Genomic DNA, 20,301 nt, shown 5'->3' on the forward strand with positions numbered 1-20,301 from the left:
CACATGGCTATTAGGGACAAAAGAAAATAAAAACAGAGAAAGGATCGAGTAGTTCTGAAGGATCGGGACTCCACTACCGGGGAGTGGATTGAAGATGGTTTCGTCTTCAGTTCTATCCGAACATACAACTGCACAAGAACGGGAAGAGGCATTGCGAGATTTGCACAAGCTCCAGCATGCAGAGCAATACTATGTCTGGCTTCAAGGATTCGTGGATCAGCTACGAGAGGGTAAGCTGTATGAACAAAAAGCTGAAATTCCGGAACAGCAGGTCAGGTCAGCCCTGCTGAGCATAGACTTAAAGATGTCGGATCTTAGCAGAGCATTTTTAGCAAGCAGCAGCAGATATGAGATTGAGATCAATCCACTATAAAATAAGCATATACAACAAAGAGCTGTACCCAGCCGACAAATGGCTTGGGGGCAGCTCTTTTGAAACCTACACCGCGATGAGCACCATAATAGAAACAGATTTATTGAACTTCATCCTCTCACCTCTCAAGCTCATTTACGTTATAGTATACTGTGAAAACATTATTCATAATTTACATAATCCCTATACTGCTTCAATCTCAATAGATAAACAAAAAACCACCCCCTCGGGTGGTTTTCTGCTTCCATCTTTTTAGTTAAAAAGACTACTTCTGTGCTGCAGCTTCAATATCTGAATAGGCCCAGTGTGTTGCAGGCACGTCGCTAAAGGATGGTGTTGCCACTCCTGTCAGCGGCGTACGTTTGAACAAAACGTTCAGTACTTTTACCGCTTCCGCACGAGTCAGCTTGTTATCCGGTTTGAATGTACCATCGCTGTATCCAGCCATCAAACCTGTGGATTGCACATAGGCAATCGCATCGGCTGCCCACAGATCAGCCGCCACATCCGTAAAGGAAGATACTTCTGGTGCTGTTACTGTGGTATCAGCTGTTGTTACAGCGTTCGTTTGTTGCTTCTGCAACCAGCGGTACGCGATTGTTGCCATCTGTGCACGCGTAATCGAACCTTCTGGTGCAAACGCTGTGCCACTCAGACCATTCATAATACCTGCGGCTTGTGCTTGTTGAATCTCACTTGTTGCCCAATGTGTTGCGGCTACATCGGCAAAGGTTGTACCTGCCACCGTAGCTGTTGCTGTTTCATCCGGCAGATTACGAGCCAGCATTGCAGCCATCTGAGCACGTGTAACAAATGCATCTGGACGGAAATCTGCACCGAAACCTTGGATGTACGGGTGATTTGTCTTTTGAGTAGCTTTCAGTCCATCCACGACAACCAGTGTAAACGTACTGAACTTGGTTACCGTAAACTCAATGCCTTCGCTGTTATTAGCCAGTTTCACGAGCTTGCCTTGTACCAGTTCTTTCGTGCCATCACTGTGTTCAATGTACACAGCCAGGTTATCCAAAATCTGCTGACGAGCTGCAGTATCCGTTGGCAGGCTGTTACCTAGCGGCAAAGTCAGTGTCACTTCACGGCTCTGCATATTCGTTTCGATCTCAACTGGACGAGCCAGTACACGCACATTGGTATTCGGAGCAACTTGCTGAATCACTTGCTCTTTCTTCGCCCGCTCTTCCAAGTCTTTGCGCTCAGATTCCTTTTTGAGTGGAACCACGCGGAAATACAAGTCTTGATCGAATCCGGCGATAGATTGGGTCGGAATCGAAATGACTGCATTCTCTGTCGAGATTTCCAGTTTCATCGAACCGTCACTCAAATCTTTTACAGCTGTTTTAGGAATTTCAACCCGTGTCTCGGACACAGCATCTTTCGTATCTGGAATCACAATGCGTGCCGTATTGCTACCCAATTGTTTCGCTTTTTCAACCGATTCCTTGGCAATCGCATCTGTCATTTTCACCAAATCTTTAACCGTACCGTTGGTTTCAGTTGTACGTGTGATTGGGGTCTTGGTCAGGTTCGTGCCGTTAACGCCATTCACATCCACCACGATCTGCTCTTGCTTGGTCGTTGGTGCATTCGTTACTGGTGTAGAGGTTACTGGTGCAGTTGATCCACCGCCACCGTTACCACTACCGCTGCTTGAGTTACCCCCAGTATTACTGCCACCTCCTGTTGAAGAGTCAGGGTCTGTGGGAGTGATTACAGGACCGAAGTAACTGTTAAATGCCTTCTGAATTTGTTCATAACTCTGATATCCTTCAACCGGTTTCTTGTCAAGCATCCATTGAGCGAGCTGTCCCATTTTGATCTCATCATTTGCAAAACTGGACATCTTGCTGAAATCCAGAGGAAAATTCTTTGTTGAGTGCATTTCCTCTGTCAACTGCTGAAAATTGTGAACAAACATCAATGCTTTTACCATTCCAATAATGCCATCCGAACTGTTAACGGGTGAATATTGCATTAGCAGCATAATGAAAAAATTATAAGAGTTCTTCGTAAGAATATCCTTATCGTTCGTGAAGCGCTGAGCAATATTAAACAATAATTGTTTATCAACATCGGACAAAGAGATATATTTCTGGCCCAATTGCTCTACTGATTGGTACTGAGGAAGAGATGTGTACGATGAAACCTTACTCAGAAGAATATAAAAGGAATCCAAGTGCTGGGCAAACGACTTTTGATCTGTTTGCAGGAATACCAAGAGGCTTTCATATCCCACATTTAATGCAAATTGCACTTCACCATTTGACATGTATTTGTTATTTCCAGGTATAAAATTCTTCACCGCACGAGCAACAGTTAACTGATCATCTGGATGGAGATTTTTAAACCCTTCTGGAAGCTCCAACCAATCTGGGCTTTTAATGATGGCAAGGATTTCTGCTTCGCTTTTGCTTACACGAGCCTCATTCAACTCTTCGAGCGGATCCAACGGATTAAAGAAACGGTCAWACGTTTTTTGTACCGCCTGGTAATTTGCGTACCCCTCTGCTGGGCGCTTGTCTATCATCCATTGTGCGAGTTCTCGATAAGCTGAGTAATTAAGTGTATCAATCTTATCTAAAATAAGCGAAAACGGCATCATTGTTTCTACTGTATTAGGATCATTGTTATATACAGTAGACTCTTTCTGCATTAAACGAAGACGAACCAATGCATTATACATGTTCGTTTTATTAGTTGTACTGTTAATAGGATAGTATGTGGACAGTGTAGCCGATAGTTGATTACTGTATTCAGATGGAGCAATTCCATCTCTCTTTGTATAAAAGGCTATACGATAAGCGTATATTTTTTTATCAATAGATGATAAATCGCCATACTTTTTCCCTATCTTGTACACATCTTGAATACTCATATCCATGTTCTCACTAAATACTACAGGTAAGTTGGTCAATTTTCCAAAATAAGCAGTAATCTTTTCCTCGATACCTGTCAAATCTTTCGAAACGAAGAGGTTTCGCGGCTCATTAGCCATATCTACTATATACTGCACTTGTTCTTTACTAACGTAATTCTTTGCACCATTAATTAGAGTAACAAATTCAGCTACAGATTCTTTTTCATCATTCGTCCAAAGATTAAAGTCTTCAGGAAGCTGTATTCCCAATGTTGGATCTTGAAGTGCAACGAGCACCGCAGCGACTTCTTGATTTCTTTTTGCTAAATTCAATGCATCGAGCGGATTTACTTCCTCGTTGGACGAGTTATTATTTTCCGAGTTGGAGTTATTGTTACTGCCAGTACCCTCGTTATTCTCAGGGTTAGTGTTCGTATTTGTGTTGCTTGTGTTGCTTGTGTTGCTTGTGTTGCTTGTGTTGCTTGTGTTGCCCGTGTTCTCATTATTATTCGTACTCTCTGTATTTGAACCGCCGCTGCTGTTTTGTTCCGTATTGCTGTTATTATCTGATACTTCGTTGCTAGTGCTTGTCGACGTATTACTCGATGGATCGGATGATTCCGTATCGACGGGTGGATTCGTGCTTGTTGTAGAGGTTGAATTACTGTCAACCGGTGTCGCCCCCGCAGGACCAGCCCCAGTTAGCGCCCCCTGTAGCAGCATGAGTGAAACGACGAATAAACTAAATGATTTTCGGATCTTGCCCATTTTTATCCTCCTCAGATGTTCTCATTCTAAAATACTTGCTCTATCTTTCTGTCAAATAGATAGGCCTATTGTAGTACACAACTCTGAACGGATTCTGAACAAAAGGGTAAAAATCAGGTGATAAAACCATTTTCAGCAGATAAAACGAACTATTTTTTCATCTTTTTCGCCAAATTTCAACATTTCTACTGTTTAAAACATTATTCAAGACCTATATAACCTTATAGCCGTCCAATCTCAAAAGACAAACAAAAGAAACCACCCCCACGGGTGGTTTCTTCTTTATTTATCTCCAGACAGAAACAAGGCTGTTAATGAATACACTTTGTTTTTCCTTTACCTAACTTGACTGCCTCAACTGGATGAATTCCCCGACATCTTTGCCAAAGTTATATATAAGTAAAGCCCCACTGGCAGCAAAAAAAATCAGAAGAACAAGACCTATAAAAGGATTCTTACCAACATAATCGCTTAAATTCGAATAAAACATTTTCACTTTATTCATCATTAGTCCCCCATCAAACAAATTCATTCGACCTACTGTTGGACAGAATTTCGGACCAACATTTATTAAGTTTAATCTTCCCCGTCCTGAACCTCCGGTTTATACTCCCGTAATCTTCCCTCATAAACCAGCTTCAACTGCTCACACTGGCGAAAATCATCCGGAGTCACAAGTGCAGGCAGTTTGTTCCATAGCTTGATGCCTGAGCGTTGCAATATCTCGGCTACAAACTGTGAGCAAAAATAAGAATTGCTGAACTCCACCGGTTCCTTGAGCGTAATGCCAAGAACGCCGAGCAGGTTATACATATATTTCTGGCGACTGCGTATGAAAATGTGCAGCACCCGCTTCATTTTTTCCACTTCACGTTCCGATACTTGAAGCTCGTAGATGACACATGTCGTATTCGGATATTTACTGTACGTCCCTGTCTGGATATCCTCCTTCACAAACCCACCGTTCAACGGATTGCTCGGATGTTTGCGGCCGAAGCTGTACAATTCCGTTAATTCCCGGTCAAACGAGATGGAAGCATGGTTGTACGGTGCTTTGGTGTAAGTCTGAATAACTCTTGTGAACAACGTACCTGTATTCGTCAGCAAAATATAAATCGAACGTTCATCGGTCATCCTCATATTTCCCCTTATCAAGTTGGCACTATTCCTTCATAATAACATAGGTACCCTATAATGGAATCTCATATTGAATAAGCAGGTGATCTTCGTACATGAACAGCTCTCTATTCACATTAACCCTGATTTTTGCAGCCTTACTCGTTATACATATTGTGTACAAAGTAATTGCTAAACTGCAGCTGGACAAGGATTATTCGGGCATTGGAACGAAAATCAAAACCTGGTGGGGCATGCTGGCCATCTTTTGCCTCGCCACCCTGTTTAATCCCATCGTCTCGCTGATCTCGCTCATGGTGCTTGCATTTTTCTCGCTCAAAGAATACTTCTCCATGATTCGCAACACCCGCAAAGCCGACCGCCGTCTGTTTCTTTGGGCATATCTCGCGATCCCGGTGCAGTTTTACTGGATATACATTGGCTGGTATGGCATGTTTATTATCTTTATTCCGCTCTATGTATTTCTTGTCTTGCCCATGCCACGTCTGATCAACAAGGGAACGATCGGGTTCCTGCGCAGTGTCAGTTCCACTCAGTGGGGACTCATGCTGATGGTATTTGGGTTAAGTCATCTGGCTTATTTCCCGTTTGCCTCACCCGAGTACGGATCAAAACTGGTCCTCTTCCTTGTGGTGTTAACACAGCTTAATGATGTGGTGCACTATCTCGTATCTCTATATTTGGGCAAACGAAAAGTGGTGCCTACAGCGAATCCTTTTATCACTTGGGAAGGGTTTGTGTGTGCATTCCTGGTCACGACGGCAACCTCCTATTTCATCCATCCCTATCTTACACCATTTGATTGGCAATTCTCCTTGTTCATCGGGGCGCTGATCGGGCTCGCCGGATTCTTCGGCAGCCTCACCGTATCCGTGTTGAAGCGTGATTTGCTGATCGGGGATGACAACAAGTCCGACGCGCTCAAAAAGAGTTATCTCAGCCGGGTCGACAGTCTCACCTACACCTCGCCGGTCATGTTCCACGTCGTTCGGTATTTCTTTGAATTCATGTAGAAACGGTCTGTTACTAATCGTATAAATACAACTTCTAAGCAAACGATGATGAACATCAAAAAAAGCAGCCATAGGGCTGCTTTTCCCGTTTTATTTTTATCTTTATCCGTACAATGATTTATGTTTCTCCGTCTCCTGGGCTTTCTTTGCTTACTTCAACTGAATCTCCTTCTCGGACATCAGCATGTTACCCTCATCATTGGTAAATACAAATGTGGCTTTTCCGCGTTCACCCTTCATCTCGTCCGAATAGATGAAGCCTGAGAACTGTCCATTACCGCTAAAATAAAAGCCGTCCTCTCCGTTCCCGCCATGCTCAATCGCTTCCTGCATCGTATTCACAATCGTTACCGTGTTGGATGTCCAGCGCATTTCCGTTAGACTGTAACCTTTGGGCACTTGTTTGATCGCAAAATCAAAGCTGTTGCCCTCCATCGGTTTATCCGATTGATCAATGACAATGTCGATCTCCTCTGATGTCGCCGCAGCGTCAGATTGCGTCTGCATCTTGCTCTCTTCGCCTTTTGCTTTATTCTGATCGTTGTTATTTTTGGCATCCGCATTAGGTATAGAGCTTTGTCCAGCCTCCTCGATCGGTTGCTTGGACTGCGGGTAAGCGTGCTCTTGTACAGACTCTTTATTATTTTTCGCGCCACAGGCGCTAACGACAATGACCATACATAACACCGCTGTATACATTGCAGATCTCTTAATCGTCAGTTTCATACTTCATCTTCTCCCTTCCATTCTTCTTGCATCCTTCTCACACAGATTAGAACGTGAACCTTATTCATCACTACACCATATCGTCCCTCATGAAGCTCCATAATATGTAAATGATTTAAAAATTCAGACTGCAACTGTTCTTTCGTAGTGATGAACGTATGAGTTATTAGCCAAGAAGTTGGGAAGCAGAATTATGCTATCTCTTATGTTTAGTGACGAAATTGCGGTAAATACAGAACTTGCCCCGTTTGAATGGTTCCGTGTGTCAATTGGTTTGTATTTTTAAGCGCTTCGACATAAATCCGAGTATCCATCTGCTCTGGTTTGTTCGCAAGGGATATACTCCACAGTGTATCCCCTGAAGATACAACGATCTGCTGATTCAGCAGTACCGGCTGATCCCCAGCTGAAGCCTTGAACACTACACTGCAACCAGCAATAAATACAGTGATGGTAATGAGAAATTTAATCATTGCTCGGCGTGTTATCTGGTCTCGTAAGGAAAACATAGAATTATGCTTTTCATAAGTAAACTCTGGCTTTGCCATCAGAACCTGTTCATGTTTGTGAATGCTTTTATACGTAGAATATCTCATCTTGATCTGACCCCCGATTCTTATCTTCCCTTTTTCGTCAATCTCCGCATGATTTCTCTATATCTTTTCATTTAAAAACAAATTTTTCCTATCTCACTAAACTTGAAGTAGGTACATATTACTACCTTTTAACCAAACACATAGGTCAATGTTATCACTTCATTCTAAACAAATTCTGAACAATTCGTGGTTTGAGATAAACAAGCGATTTCTAATCCAGAATTGATGCCTGATTTTCGGTGATGGGAGATGTGATCCTGCCCTATAATTAAGGAAAAGATTACGATTCTAGTGAAGTGAGGAAGTGCGGTTCAATGATCTCTGCCGATCTGAAGGAAAAGTATTATCAGGCACTGGTTGCCAAAGACTCCGAATATGAAGGTTTATTTTATGTCGGGGTTAAAACAACGGGTGTTTTCTGTCGCCCTACCTGCCCTGCGCGGAAACCGAAGTTTGAGAACTGCGAGTTTTATGAAACGGCCCAGCAAGCCCTGCTTGCGTCATTCCGTCCGTGCCAGCGTTGTAAGCCTTTATCTCATCCCAATCATGTTTCGGATGTGGTTCGCATGCTGATCGAAGCTGTAGAGAAGGAGCCGGAGAAACGCTGGAAGGGACAGGATTTTAAAGCATTGTCCATGGATGAATCTACAGCCCGCCGTCAGTTCAAAAAAAGATTCGGGATGACCTTTGTCGAATATGCACGGGCTCGACGTATGGGACTGGCGCTGAAGCATATTCGCTCAGGACGTACCGTCATCGATAGCCAGCTCTCTACTGGATATGAGTCGAGCAGCGGGTTTCGGGATGCCTTTTCGCGAATTATGGGAGCTGCACCTACACATGTAGATGAGGATCGGATATTGAAAGCAGCCTGGATCGATACCCGTCTCGGCCCTATGATGGCTGTGGCGGATGAGCAGGCTTTATATTTGCTTGAATTCATTGATCGCCGAGGGCTGGAACGCGAGGTAGAACGTCTGCGCAAGCGTACTAAATCTGCGATAGTGCCGGGCACAACAGCACCTATCCAATCCATTGAAAGGGAATTAAATGATTATTTCGACGGCAAAAGGACAGCGTTCGACACAGCGTTGTTCTGTTTAGGAACACCATTTCAAAAACAAGTCTGGGAAGTGTTATTAGCTATCCCAGCCGGGGAAACGAGATCCTATCAGGAGATCGCAAATGCCGTTGGGAAACCATCTGCTTGTCGAGCAGTAGCACAGGCCAATGGTGCTAATCAGCTAGCAATTGTTATTCCATGCCATCGTGTCATTAATACAAGCGGAGAACTGGGCGGTTATGGAGGAGGACTGACACGTAAAAGCTGGCTGCTCCATCATGAGAAACAGGGGTTATTACAGTGAGCATCAACGTCACATTTATATCATTGATAAAGGAGTGATTCGAGATGAAAGCCGATAACCACACGATAAAAGAAAAAGCTGAGCAATTTCATCAATATCACGTAAAAGGGGAGCCACTCATACTGGTGAACGTATGGGATGCTGGAAGTGCCCGGACCATTCAATTTACAGGAGCAGCAGCCATTGCTACCGGAAGCTGGTCTGTTGCAGCAGCCCACGGTGAGCAGGATGGAGAAGCTCTACCCTTCCCATTGGTGCTTGCGAATCTCGCTCGCATTACAAAGAGCGTAGATTTGCCTGTAACCATCGATATAGAGGGAGGGTATGGCAGGTCTGTGTCAGAATTGAAGCATAATGTATCACAAATTATCGAAATTGGAGCGGTAGGCATTAACATTGAAGATCAGCTTCCACAAGGTGAGGGATTATACACTGTTACAGAACAATGTTTAAGGTTATCCGCGGCTCGCGAGGCCGCAGAGCAGGCAGGCATTCCCCTTTTTATCAATGCACGCACAGATTTATTTCTACAACAAGTTCCTGAGAAACATAATGAAACGTTAGTTAACGAAGCAATTGCACGGTCCGAGGCATATGCGGAAGCAGGGGCAAGCGGTTTATTCGTTCCAGGTTTACAGGATCAGCAATGGATTCAGGAACTATGTGACCGTTCGCCAATCCCGGTCAACGTGATGGTAACCTCCAACGAACCTTCACCCAGACAACTGGCAACACTAGGGGTAGCACGAATCAGCTACGGGCCTTATCCTTATCTGCAGGTCATGGAGAACCTTAAAGCACTTGGGGAACGTATTTTAACAGGAGTATAAGGATTATACTGATGAGGTGTGTTCATACCACAGTCCCTCTTGTACAAAGGATAGGATGTTTCCAGCCTTCACCTGTGGTATAATCCCACTACCTAACAGTAACAGGAGGCACATATGCTTAACGTTGAACAAAAGCTTGAAATTCTGGAGTCGTACCCACAGCTGCAGCGCAAAAATGTTTCTCTGGGGCGTGTGAATTTCCACTATGAGGACAGTGCCTACGAAAAAAAGATTGTAGCACTCCATATTCACCCGAACGGTAATGGTTATATCTATGCAGGGTTATTGCCGAACTACGAGACGGATGCCAAAGGGTTCGTCAATGTCCGTGATTACTCCGAAGCGGATCTACGCACATTGCTGGATGCAACGCTCAAAGCGATGTCTCATAATCCAGACGCAGTTGAAGTGACTGAGAACGTACCATCCCCTAAAGAATCTGCCCCGGTTATCTTGTCATCAGGCGGTGGTATCTGGATCAATGAAGAGGGACACACACTTACGTTAAAATATGACAATGACATGTGGTGTGTATATGCTGGTCAGGAGCTGGAGATGGCTTTTGAATCACGCGGTGAAGCTGGCGAGTATCTTGAAGAGGAAGGTTTCAAACCACAACCTCAAGCTTAGACTAAAGTACAACCCATGTGAGAAAATAAAGAAAACACGAGGCGAGCATACGTCCTCGTGTTTTTTTATCCCTCGTGCCTGATTACTGGTGTAATTAATTACTGAACGTCCGCATTTTCGTTCCCCTAACGGTTTAAACTCTGTAATTCATCAAAGTTAGTCTTTGCTGCCTTTGCGTACCAGCGGAGCATGCTTCATCATGGGATAGGTCGACAGAAGCAGCACGCCACCGATTACACCCAGCACCGTGAATACGAGCATTCGATTTTGATAGGCAATCCAGAGCGTGAATTGTCTCATATCTCCAAATGCAACCACTAGCGACATCACCAAGCCCAAGCCAAACAACACAAACAGAAAGTTGCGCATCCCCAGTCGAATCCAGCAAACGGTCAGGAAAACGGAAAGACCGAGTACTAAAAATCCAAGCATCAAGTCAATCCACAGATAAGGTAATACAAGATAATCAGAAGAGTAGAGCATACCCGGTTGGAATAACGTGACCTGTAGCCCTCCTCCTATATTCAGCAAATGCACAACCAAATAAATTAAATGCAGAAAGACCATTGTGCCAGCAACCATGCAGGCTCCCATCAGATAGAATGACTTCATGAATTGAATCCGTGTGCTGCCCATGCCAATAGCTACCGGATAGAGCGTGATCAGACCTGCAATGGCAAAAGTACAAATCCCTCCATACATCGGCCCGAATAACTGCGAGGAATAACTGACGTCAAACAGAAAACCTATAGCGATATAAATGGCTGTCAGTCCAAGAGCAATGGAAGTAAAGATGATTAGATATAAACGCATATCGTCCAAAATCAGTCGATTGGTTCCTTTTACTGCATTCATGCTCTCACCTCCTCCTGCTTGCGGGTTACATTCACCAGATAATCCTGGAGTGCTGCCTTTTCAATGGACAGCCCATGTTGCTCGGCCCTGGCGATCCATCCCTTGGAATACACGTCATCAATCATCACTTTTCCGGTTGTGCCCATACGGGCAGAATCGATAATCGTGGAACCTTGAGACGCCGCTTCCACATCTCGAATTAACCCTGTTAGCAGAATCCCGCGTTCGCGTATCTCCTCCATAGAATGATGGTATAACACATTTCCTTGATGGACGACAATCAGCGTTTCACACAGAGGCTGTACCTCTTCAATATGGTGCGTCGAGATGAGAATCAGGCGAGGGTTATCTTCATACGTTTCCAACAATGCCTCATAGAACAGTTTCCGTTTCTCGGCATCCAACCCGTTGGTAGGCTCATCCATAATCGTTACACTTGCATTACTGCACAGACCCAGAATAATTTGAGCGGCTGTCTTCATGCCCTTTGAAAATTTACTAATCTTCTGTTTAGCCGGTAGTTCAAACACATCGATAAGCCGTGTGCCAAGCCGCTGATTCCAGCGGGAATGAAAATGCGAGCCAATCTTGACCAGATCATCCATCGTCCAGTTTTTACCGAGCGGATGATTCTCCTGGATATAACATAAATGCCCTTGAGCTGACAGATTATTATAAGGGTTCTGGCCCATAATCTGAATCGTTCCACTGTCCGGGCGGTTGTGCCCAGCAAGCAGGCTCATTAGCGTAGTTTTGCCAGCACCGTTCCTTCCCCAGATCGCCCCAATCACAGGCTCACTCTCATGTAAGGTGACGTTGTTCAGTATAGGGGGTCTATTCTTCTGATAGCTGTAACATACCTGCTCCATCTGGATCATACTTCACTCTCCTTATCCTTCTTGCCTCGAATCAGATCAATAATCATGTCCTCATCCATACGAATACGCCTGGCTTCTTCAAGTAAAGGCTTGATATATTCTTCGTAAAAATGCTCTTTCCGTTCAACAAGCAAAGCTTCCCTCGCTCCCTTGGCAACAAACATACCCACACCTCGCTGCTTGTATATAATGCCTTTGTCTACTAGCTCCTGCAGCCCCTTTCTTGCCGTAGCCGGATTAATATTGTAGAAGCGGGACAATTCATTCGTTGAAGGAACCTGCTCCTCCACCCTTAATCTGCCTTCTACAATATCATCCATGATCATCATAGCGATCTGATGAAAAATAGGCTGAGATTCATCCAAAGTCGATTTCATCTGTTTCCAACTTTCATACATAATAATAATCCAACTTAGTCGGTTAGTTACTCATGTAACTAACTATAGTATACAAAATCCTCTTTGTAAATAGGCCATGGTTAATTCAACAGTTTCTCCACACGGATTCGGTTATATTGGTTTAGGAGGGCATCAAGTACTACGGATTGTCTGATCACTTCAGGATGAAGCAGACTGCCGTATTGCAAGTGTATCTGATGCAGCTGTTGCCTCGCGTCTTCGATCTGTGATTTTAATTCCATATGATCCATAGTCCCCCCTCCTTTTGTCATATTTTAGCGCATTATGCCAATCGATAGTTGAATGAAGATATGACAGATGTGCTCACAAAAAAGAACGCCTCTGAACTAAATCAGAAGCGTTCTGTGGCTCAGGCTTATGTCCCTAAACCGTGATCATTCGTTCGGTAGATTGGAGGAGTAGTATCTTCCTTGACTGGGGAAGACCCAGCAACGGTCGGCAAAATGCTCACCACGACACTACAAGTAACTATCAGCAAAGCCAGCTTTTTCTTCATTGATTTTCTGCACCTCACCAATCAAGATTTTGTATTGCTGTATAGCTGTATCGGACGCATAATCCCTGTACTGCTCAAACAGTCCGACACTTCTAAGCATACCTCGTCCATCACAAATTTCAATAGCAAATCTTAAGCTATCCAGAATAAAATTTAAACCTTGTGCAAACCTATCCCTCTTAAGACAATACTTGCCCAACCCAGCCAACAGACGGACGTAACGATCATCTGTAACCTGCTTGCTAACCTTCCCAATTCGGTTCTTTTGCTCCTGATAAGTAAAGTGCGGTGCGTACTGCTCTAACACGTCATCGATATCCATATCGTATCGATTCGCGGCAGAAACAATGTCGCATAAAGCAGGAAATATCTCGTTCTCTTTCGTTGAAATGTAGGCCAGATACTGAGGAAGGATTTCAAACTGTCCGGCCATTAATTGATATATATAACGATTCCCTTCAGCCCATTCCTGAAATTGTTGAATAACAACCATTTCTTCATGATCGGGGTTGTTCACCCAAGAGGAATCAGAATATAACGCGACATATTTAAGAGCTATTTCATAGTTGTCTAAATGGAAGTAAGCACTTCCCGCTGCCAAATACGCATACATGATATAAAAAATGATAGGCCGTTTTGTTTCCTCTGCTTTCCTTCTTCCATTCAATTCATAGTGAATGGTAGCCTTCACTCGCAGTTTCTCGGATAACTCCTGTACCTTACTCCATCTGTGAAGTGAGGCAAATGCATTGATCAGTTCATTCAGTGCATCCAGTTGATAGCGTTCATCCAACCGATCCACATAATATTCAAATTGAGCTGCAATAATGACATTCCTCTGCTGGTCATTCGTCAGCCCCAGCTTGAATAACCGGTACTGACAGAGTGCAAGCCGCTCCGAATGCTGCATCTTCTCGCTTTCAGCGATCGTTTCATATAGGAGAGTTGCCGGCTTCCATTTACCAGCGTGGTAGAATTCCTCCGCCACATCAAATAACAACGGGATATACGACAAGTTATCCATCATTAGACGAACGACCTCTTCGATACAGTCCAGCTTATCCAGTTCAGCACATCGATGAAGAAAAGGCCCTAATCTCCGCCAATCCGGGGTAGCGTGCACAAAGCACTCATCAATATACAACTCATAGAAATGGCCTGCCGCAAGCTTCATTGCCGCCGTAATACGGTCCAGTTGCTGCATGGAGATCGGCCGATTTTTATTCAAAATGTTGCTGAGTGTGCCAGAATTAATTCCGGACAACTCTGAAAAAAGACTAATCGACATCTGTTCACGCTTCAGATAACGTTCTAAATGATCGCGTATCGTGGTTGTCGGCTCCAAGGGAACACCACCCTCCAAAATAAAAACGCCAAAAACGAGATTGTTGGTATGCAAAAGTAATTATATGTAATATGTACGTGCTTTTCAATAAAATAATTTCAACTAATTTGTATTAATTACATTTTAACCCTTTTAAACGGTAAAGTATGTATCTATATTTTATATCGAAATGGTCTGTTCTTCCAAGCCCCAGTATATAAAAAAACACGAGCCGGGCGGGCTCGTGTTGATCTACCGTTGATCAGTGTACATTTGCAGTATACTCCATGTCATTCGTACTCAAAGTGCCTGACTTAAGGCAGCACATTACCTGCAGCGCGGTAAATTTCATACCATTCTGGACGAGTAAGGTGAACTTCGCTTGCTTTCACACAATCTTGCAGACGTTCAATATTCATCGTACCGGTCACAGGTTGCATCTGTGCAGGGTGACGAAGCAGCCACGCAATCGCAATCGTTGTATTGCTTACGCCATACTTCGCAGCAATCTCATCGATCTTGGCGTTCAACTCCGGGAATTTCTCATTACCCAGGAAGACACCCTCGAAGAATCCGTATTGGAATGGAGACCACGGCTGAATGGTGATGTCATGCAGACGGCAGTAATCCAGAATGCCGCCATCTCTGTTTACCGCAGCATCATTCTCCATATTGACGTTGATGCCGCTGTCGATCATGGTGGTATTGGTAATGCTCATCTGAAGCTGGTTGGCTACCAGCGGCTGTTTGACGTATTTTTTGAGCAAAGCAATCTGATTCGGATTCTGGTTCGATACCCCAAAGTGGCGAACCTTCCCTTCACGCTCCAAGTGATCGAATGCTTCAGCCACTTCCTCCGGCTCAACAAGTGCATCCGGGCGGTGCAAAAGCAGCACGTCCAAATATTCAGTTCTCAGGCGTTGCAGAATACCATCTACCGAATTGAGGATATGCTCTTTGGAGAAATCAAACATACCTTTGCGAATGCCGCATTTGGATTGAAGAATCAAATTTTCACGAACTTGGGGATTCATCTGCACAGCATCGGCAAAAATCTCCTCACATGTTCCTGTACCGTAAATATCGGCGTGATCGAAGAAATTCGCTCCTATTTCCATGGCAGAACGTACAAAATGCTCCGCGTCCTTACTGTCCAATGAATTGATTCGCATACAACCTACAGCAACTACAGGCACATCGAGTGCACTGCTGCCCAGTTTCATGGTTCTCAAGATGTTTCCCCTCCATATTCAATAAAATAGTGTGTTTCATGAGACACTGGTACATATACGTCATATCTATATATGTCCATGCCTGTCTTCCGTCTATGATTGTGACACATATCTGCAATCGGTTTCAATAGACTTTCCCCACATTTATATGGAGAAATGATTTGATTTGAACAAGACTGCCCGGCCATGGGCGGATTTCATTAACTTTTTTCTGGTACGATGACCTGCATATAGCCAGACAGAACCCGAATATCAATCGGTAAAGCAGGACCTTCCTCTCCATCGACATTTGTACGAATGTTTTCGTCTGAGTGAACATGCACCTCTTTGGCTGTAAAATAGTCCACATCTTTATGCTCCTTCAGATTGCCGAAGAACAACGAAGTACCTAGCGTCAGGCTGTTGAACACACCGATGTTCCGGATCACAAAGCAATGGATCAATCCATCATCGACCTCTGCATCCGGTGACAGCTTCTCGAACCCTCCGACCGAGTTGGTGAGCGCTGCCAGAAAGAGTGGGGACTCTCCCTCCCAGAACTGCCCGTCATATTCGATCTTCAGAGCGTTCGCTGGTGTGTTCACCAAATCCTTCAATCCTTCCTTCAAATAAGCAAACGAGCCCAGCTTTGATTTTTCCTCTGCCGAAACAGAGAACAGTGCCTCCGCCAGCGATCCGGCAGCCACCACATTGGCAAAAAGCCGCCCATTCACCATGCCGAGATCTACCAACCGGGTCTGTTCCGACCGAAGTTGCTCGATTGCTTCATCCGGGTCAAGAGAGATATGTAATGCCCGCGCAAAATCATTCACCGTTCCGAGTGGAACAATCCCGAGAAGAGGACGATGCTCCTGATCCAGCATACCGTTGATGGTTTCATGTAATGTACCGTCTCCCCCGATGGAGATCACCAGATCACACCCGTCCTTGCAGGCATTCAGACCGTAATGAGCAGCATCCCCCTCCCCGGCCGTTTCGTTAACGACCACGGCGTACTGCTTGGCTTCCAGAATAGCCTGAACCTGGGACACGTACTGCTCCGCTTTTTCCTTGCCTGACGACGGGTTGCTAATGATCATCGCTTTCTTCATCAATATCTCCCTCTCCACATATGGCATCTGTACATCTTTACCCTTTTCATAAAGGAGTTGAATACAGCCCGATGCAAATATGTCTAACGCGATGTAAATATCTTTAATTTGGACAAAGTTATGCCAAAGAAGTGCAGGGCATAGCCCGTATCATATAGAATAAAAGTATAGATAGATACACGTTACAAAATCACTGTTCCTATTTCCCCAAGATGGGTTAATAACTAGAGACGTTATGATTTGGAGGGAAGGCATGTAATGAAGAGAATCACACTGTTATTGTTGATATGTATTCTAAGTATAGGTACTGCGGGGCAAGCAATGGCCTATACTGCCTCTGAGACGGAAAATCCCCTCATCAAAGATCCTGCACTGGAAGACGGACTTAAGCTGATTTTGAATATTCCTGTAGGTGAATCCCTGACGTCCACAGATTTGAAGCAGCTTCGTGTGGTGGATCTGAGTAATGCCGGTATTCAGAACCTGTCCGGGCTGGAGCATGCCGTGAATCTGACACACTTGCGTCTATATGGCAACGAAGTTACGGATCTCACACCGCTGGAACACCTGACTGAGCTTCGCGAAATTGACGTACGTAACAATTACATTACATCCATTCAGCCTCTTGCTGCATTACAGCAACTGGGACGACTATATATCAGCAACAATTCAATAACCTCCATTGACGTTGTGCGGGAATTCCCCAGATTACATACACTGCATGCCAGCGGCAATCAGATCTCAAGTCTGGACGCTCTATCCGAACTGCGTTCGCTGAAATGGCTTGAAATCTCAAACAATTACATTACAGATCTCACCCCACTTGCAGAACAGACAGGGCTAACACAGTTAAATGTCGCTAATAATCATATTTCGGCACTTGATGCACTCTCTGATCTGCCGAATACACTGCGAGAGCTAAATGTAGCAGGCAATTATATATCCAGCATTACACCTCTGAGCCACATGACACAACTTCGATCACTGGATATCTCGAGTAATCAAATTCAACAACTGAGCGACATTGCGGTATTAACAAACTTAACCGAGTTAAATGCGGATTCGAATCAGATCTACGATCTGGAGCCTCTGCGCAAGCTAACCAAACTGAACACATTAAAGCTATCGGGCAACCGGATATGGGATCTGGCACCGATCTCTGAATTATCTCTAACACCTAACAATTCGGGGCTTCCGAGTGTAGATCATATCTCCGCTTCCTCCTCTATGTCCTCAAGCGCACAGAATGCGCTGACAGAGACAGAGGCCGCTGGACTGACTGTACAGAACAATTATCTGGATGTGACCAACGGCAGTCATACGATGCATCTGCTCAACCAGATGAATGTCAGAGAGCAGAAACGCACGCCACAGGGGCGTTTCCAACGCCTGATTGAAGGCTCTACTACGGCATACGTTGGCGACCGTGCTTACATACTGGATGCGGCCCCTTTTATCCATCAAGGCCGGACATATGTGCCTCTGCGCTTTGTATCTGAACAGTTAAATGCTCGTGTGAATTGGAACAGCGGTACGCGTGAAGCTGTGATTACACAGGAGGATCAAACGATTCGCTGGAGCGTGGGCAATAAACAGGTAGCAATCAATGATGAACCCATCATGAATGATGCTCCTCTGTTGATGAAGGATGGTAATGCTTATGTTCCGGTTCGATTTATTTCAGAGCAGCTTCATACTACTGTTGGGTATATGGCCAATAGTAAAACGATTCTGATCTTTGAAAATAAACCGCAGCCTGAGCCTGAGGAGGGCACGCCCCGGTCTTAATGATGAACAACGCCGTAACCGTGAGTACAGCTCACTCAGACAGATGTACAAACGTCAACAAAATCGGTAAACAGGATCAGTCTATACCCCATCCATATCGTGTAGTTAGAAAATTTCATTCATTATAAATAGCGTGACTACATCCCCGCATAAATTTCAAGCGGGGATTTTCTATTTTTTAATTCGTCAGGATTAGGGTATATGGTGCCACGACACTAGTCATTTAATCATTATTTCAGCTAACCATGTTTGCTATGTGTGGATTGACCCTTTCTTCCCCGTTCCATACGTGCTTTGTTAAGCTCCCACCTTGGATTAGGGTAAATATTACACGGTTTAGCACATCTTCTTTTGCAGGTAAAGTTGGTATACTGAACGTAATCAAGAGGCTTACTCACCAGCTTACGAGGAGGATCATCATATGACATTTACGTTTAACGGATATTCCACTACACCTACAGAACCGTGGAACGAGTTATCTTTTTCAGTCACTAATGAAAGCGCTAACTTAAAATTAACCGGTGAACAGCATCAGCTTGTTGAAGGATTCGGTGGATGCTTCAACGAGCTGGGCTATCTGGCTCTGGCTCATTTAAGTGACGAGCAACGGCACGAAGTCATGCACTCCCTGTTCCATCCGGAAGGGGAGCATCGGTTTACAATCTGTCGTCTGCCGATTGGCGCGAGTGATTATGCAGAGCAGTGGTACAGCCACAACGAAGTAGACGACGATCTGGCCATGGACCATTTTTCCATCGAACGAGATTTCAAATATCTCATCCCTTATATCAAGGAAGCTTTGAGTTATAACCCGGATTTGCAGTTATTCGCATCCCCATGGAGTCCACCAACCTGGATGAAATTTCCCAAAGCCTACAACTACGGCACACTGCGCTGGGAAAAGGAAATTCTCGAAGCCTACGCTCTGTATTTTGTGAAGTTTGTTGAAGCCTATCGTGAAGCTGGCATTACAATTCATCAGGTGCATGTGCAGAATGAAGTGATTGCGGACCAGAAGTTCCCGTCCTGTATGTGGACAGGCGAGCAACTGCGTGAATTTATCGCGGATTACCTGGGGCCTGCTTTTGAGAAGCATGGTCTGGATACGGAAATCTGGCTTGGAACCATTAATGCGCCTGATCCGTGGGAAGAACTGATGAAAAAGAAAACAACCGGATTTGATGAATATGCCGGGCTGGTGCTCAGTGATCCCAAAGCTTACTCCTATATCAAAGGGGTCGGATATCAATGGGCAGGCAAACACGCCATACAACGTACCGTAGCGAGTTACCCAGAGCTCCGTTACATGCAAACCGAGAATGAATGTGGAGATGGTAACAACTCGTGGAATTATGCCAAGCACGTATATAACCTCTATCAGCATTATTTCAGTAACGGCGTCAACGCCTATATCTATTGGAATATGGTGCTGGAGCCTAGAGGACGCAGTACCTGGGGCTGGGAACAGAACTCAATGATTACAGTTGATCCCGCAACCAAGGATGTTACTCGTAATCCGGAGTATTATGTGATGAAGCATTTTGCGCACCATGTCGTTAACGGCGCTCGCCGGCTGGGTCTCTCCGGCGCATGGAGCGGCAAAGCCGTTGCCTTCCGCAACCCGGATAACAGTCTCGTCATCGTAGTTAACAATCCTTTCCCGGATCGCCGTGATCTGCACCTGATGTTGGGCGAAGGACAGACCATTCATGTTCAGCTTGCAGCCGATTCATTCAATAGTATGGTAATTACAGCGAATTAACACACCATGTAGAATGGCAAGAAACGCAAACATGGCATGATGCTGCTGCAAGCCAAAGAGCCTGTCCCATATCGCAACGGGACAGGCTCTTTTTTGAGGGGGATAATACAAGTTAACTGATTTCAAATGGGTAGAGTGAAT

General features: G+C 44.7%; 18 protein-coding genes. 7 read left to right on the forward strand and 11 right to left on the reverse strand.

The features are described 5' to 3' along the window. Positions 1–94 precede the first annotated feature (94 nt). The gene (locus AB4Z30_RS08170; protein WP_441925095.1) at positions 95–373 is read left to right on the forward strand and encodes a hypothetical protein; all 279 of its coding nucleotides are present in this window, start codon (positions 95–97) and stop codon (positions 371–373) included. 265 nt (positions 374–638) lie between these two features. On the opposite strand, the gene AB4Z30_RS08175 is transcribed toward AB4Z30_RS08170, so the two are convergent. Further along, complete coding sequence (locus AB4Z30_RS08175) at positions 639–4,016, reverse strand: S-layer homology domain-containing protein (RefSeq protein WP_441925097.1); 3,378 nt, start codon at positions 4,014–4,016, stop codon at positions 639–641. A 576-nt stretch (positions 4,017–4,592) separates the two neighbouring features. Then, positions 4,593–5,150: a hypothetical protein gene (locus AB4Z30_RS08180; protein ID WP_441925099.1), complete on the reverse strand. Its 558-nt coding sequence runs from the start codon at positions 5,148–5,150 to the stop codon at positions 4,593–4,595. Positions 5,151–5,248: 98 nt separating this feature from the next. Between AB4Z30_RS08180 and AB4Z30_RS08185 the strand changes: the two genes are divergently transcribed. Next, positions 5,249–6,166: a phosphatidate cytidylyltransferase gene (locus AB4Z30_RS08185; RefSeq protein WP_441925101.1), complete on the forward strand. Its 918-nt coding sequence runs from the start codon at positions 5,249–5,251 to the stop codon at positions 6,164–6,166. Between the two features lie 150 nt (positions 6,167–6,316). Here AB4Z30_RS08185 and AB4Z30_RS08190 read toward each other — a convergent pair whose 3' ends face one another. Together AB4Z30_RS08190 and AB4Z30_RS08195 are read right to left on the reverse strand one after the other, a co-directional pair. After that, on the reverse strand, positions 6,317–6,892 hold the full coding sequence (locus AB4Z30_RS08190) for a hypothetical protein (protein WP_441925103.1): 576 nt from the start codon (positions 6,890–6,892) through the stop codon (positions 6,317–6,319). A gap of 209 nt (positions 6,893–7,101) precedes the next feature. Then, positions 7,102–7,488, reverse strand: a complete 387-nt coding sequence (locus AB4Z30_RS08195) for a LysM peptidoglycan-binding domain-containing protein (protein WP_441925105.1) — start codon at positions 7,486–7,488, stop codon at positions 7,102–7,104. Positions 7,489–7,802: 314 nt separating this feature from the next. Between AB4Z30_RS08195 and AB4Z30_RS08200 the strand changes: the two genes are divergently transcribed. The 3 genes from AB4Z30_RS08200 to AB4Z30_RS08210 all read left to right on the forward strand — a co-directional run bounded on the left by AB4Z30_RS08200 (position 7,803) and on the right by AB4Z30_RS08210 (position 10,315). Then, entirely contained in the window at positions 7,803–8,855 is a 1,053-nt protein-coding gene (locus AB4Z30_RS08200) for a bifunctional transcriptional activator/DNA repair enzyme AdaA (RefSeq protein WP_441925107.1), read from the forward strand. A 44-nt stretch (positions 8,856–8,899) separates the two neighbouring features. Beyond that, entirely contained in the window at positions 8,900–9,685 is a 786-nt protein-coding gene (locus AB4Z30_RS08205; protein ID WP_441925109.1) for an isocitrate lyase/PEP mutase family protein, read from the forward strand. Positions 9,686–9,799: 114 nt separating this feature from the next. After that, entirely contained in the window at positions 9,800–10,315 is a 516-nt protein-coding gene (locus AB4Z30_RS08210) for a hypothetical protein (protein ID WP_441925111.1), read from the forward strand. A 156-nt stretch (positions 10,316–10,471) separates the two neighbouring features. Here the strand turns inward: AB4Z30_RS08210 and AB4Z30_RS08215 are convergent, their stop codons facing one another. The 7 genes from AB4Z30_RS08215 to AB4Z30_RS08245 form a co-directional block, all read right to left on the reverse strand. Further along, positions 10,472–11,170, reverse strand: a complete 699-nt coding sequence (locus AB4Z30_RS08215) for a hypothetical protein (protein ID WP_441925113.1) — start codon at positions 11,168–11,170, stop codon at positions 10,472–10,474. After that, positions 11,167–12,048 carry an ATP-binding cassette domain-containing protein gene (locus AB4Z30_RS08220; protein WP_441925115.1) on the reverse strand — a complete coding sequence of 294 codons (882 nt, stop codon included), beginning with the start codon at positions 12,046–12,048 and terminating at the stop codon, positions 11,167–11,169. The genes AB4Z30_RS08215 and AB4Z30_RS08220 overlap by 4 nt, the downstream gene beginning before the upstream one ends. Next, complete coding sequence (locus AB4Z30_RS08225; protein ID WP_441925370.1) at positions 12,045–12,425, reverse strand: GntR family transcriptional regulator; 381 nt, start codon at positions 12,423–12,425, stop codon at positions 12,045–12,047. The genes AB4Z30_RS08220 and AB4Z30_RS08225 overlap by 4 nt, the downstream gene beginning before the upstream one ends. Positions 12,426–12,526: 101 nt before the next feature. After that, complete coding sequence (locus AB4Z30_RS08230; RefSeq protein WP_441925117.1) at positions 12,527–12,697, reverse strand: aspartyl-phosphate phosphatase Spo0E family protein; 171 nt, start codon at positions 12,695–12,697, stop codon at positions 12,527–12,529. A gap of 228 nt (positions 12,698–12,925) precedes the next feature. Continuing rightward, positions 12,926–14,308 (reverse strand): helix-turn-helix domain-containing protein, encoded by a 1,383-nt coding sequence (locus AB4Z30_RS08235; RefSeq protein ID WP_441925119.1) that lies wholly within the window; start codon positions 14,306–14,308, stop codon positions 12,926–12,928. 293 nt (positions 14,309–14,601) lie between these two features. Beyond that, positions 14,602–15,519, reverse strand: a complete 918-nt coding sequence (locus AB4Z30_RS08240; protein ID WP_441925121.1) for an aldo/keto reductase — start codon at positions 15,517–15,519, stop codon at positions 14,602–14,604. Between the two features lie 200 nt (positions 15,520–15,719). Beyond that, a complete protein-coding gene (locus tag AB4Z30_RS08245) occupies positions 15,720–16,610 on the reverse strand; it encodes a diacylglycerol/lipid kinase family protein (RefSeq protein WP_441925123.1) in 891 nt (296 codons plus the stop codon). 258 nt (positions 16,611–16,868) lie between these two features. Here AB4Z30_RS08245 and AB4Z30_RS08250 point away from each other — a divergent pair, with 258 nt between their 5' ends. Together AB4Z30_RS08250 and AB4Z30_RS08255 are read left to right on the forward strand one after the other, a co-directional pair. Next, the gene (locus tag AB4Z30_RS08250) at positions 16,869–18,398 is read left to right on the forward strand and encodes a leucine-rich repeat domain-containing protein (RefSeq protein ID WP_441925125.1); all 1,530 of its coding nucleotides are present in this window, start codon (positions 16,869–16,871) and stop codon (positions 18,396–18,398) included. Positions 18,399–18,819: 421 nt separating this feature from the next. Then, positions 18,820–20,160 (forward strand): glycoside hydrolase family 30 protein, encoded by a 1,341-nt coding sequence (locus AB4Z30_RS08255; protein WP_441925127.1) that lies wholly within the window; start codon positions 18,820–18,822, stop codon positions 20,158–20,160. Positions 20,161–20,301: the final 141 nt, after the last annotated feature.

Source organism: Paenibacillus sp. 2TAF8 (genome assembly GCF_052114825.1).
Classification (GTDB): domain Bacteria; phylum Bacillota; class Bacilli; order Paenibacillales; family Paenibacillaceae; genus Paenibacillus.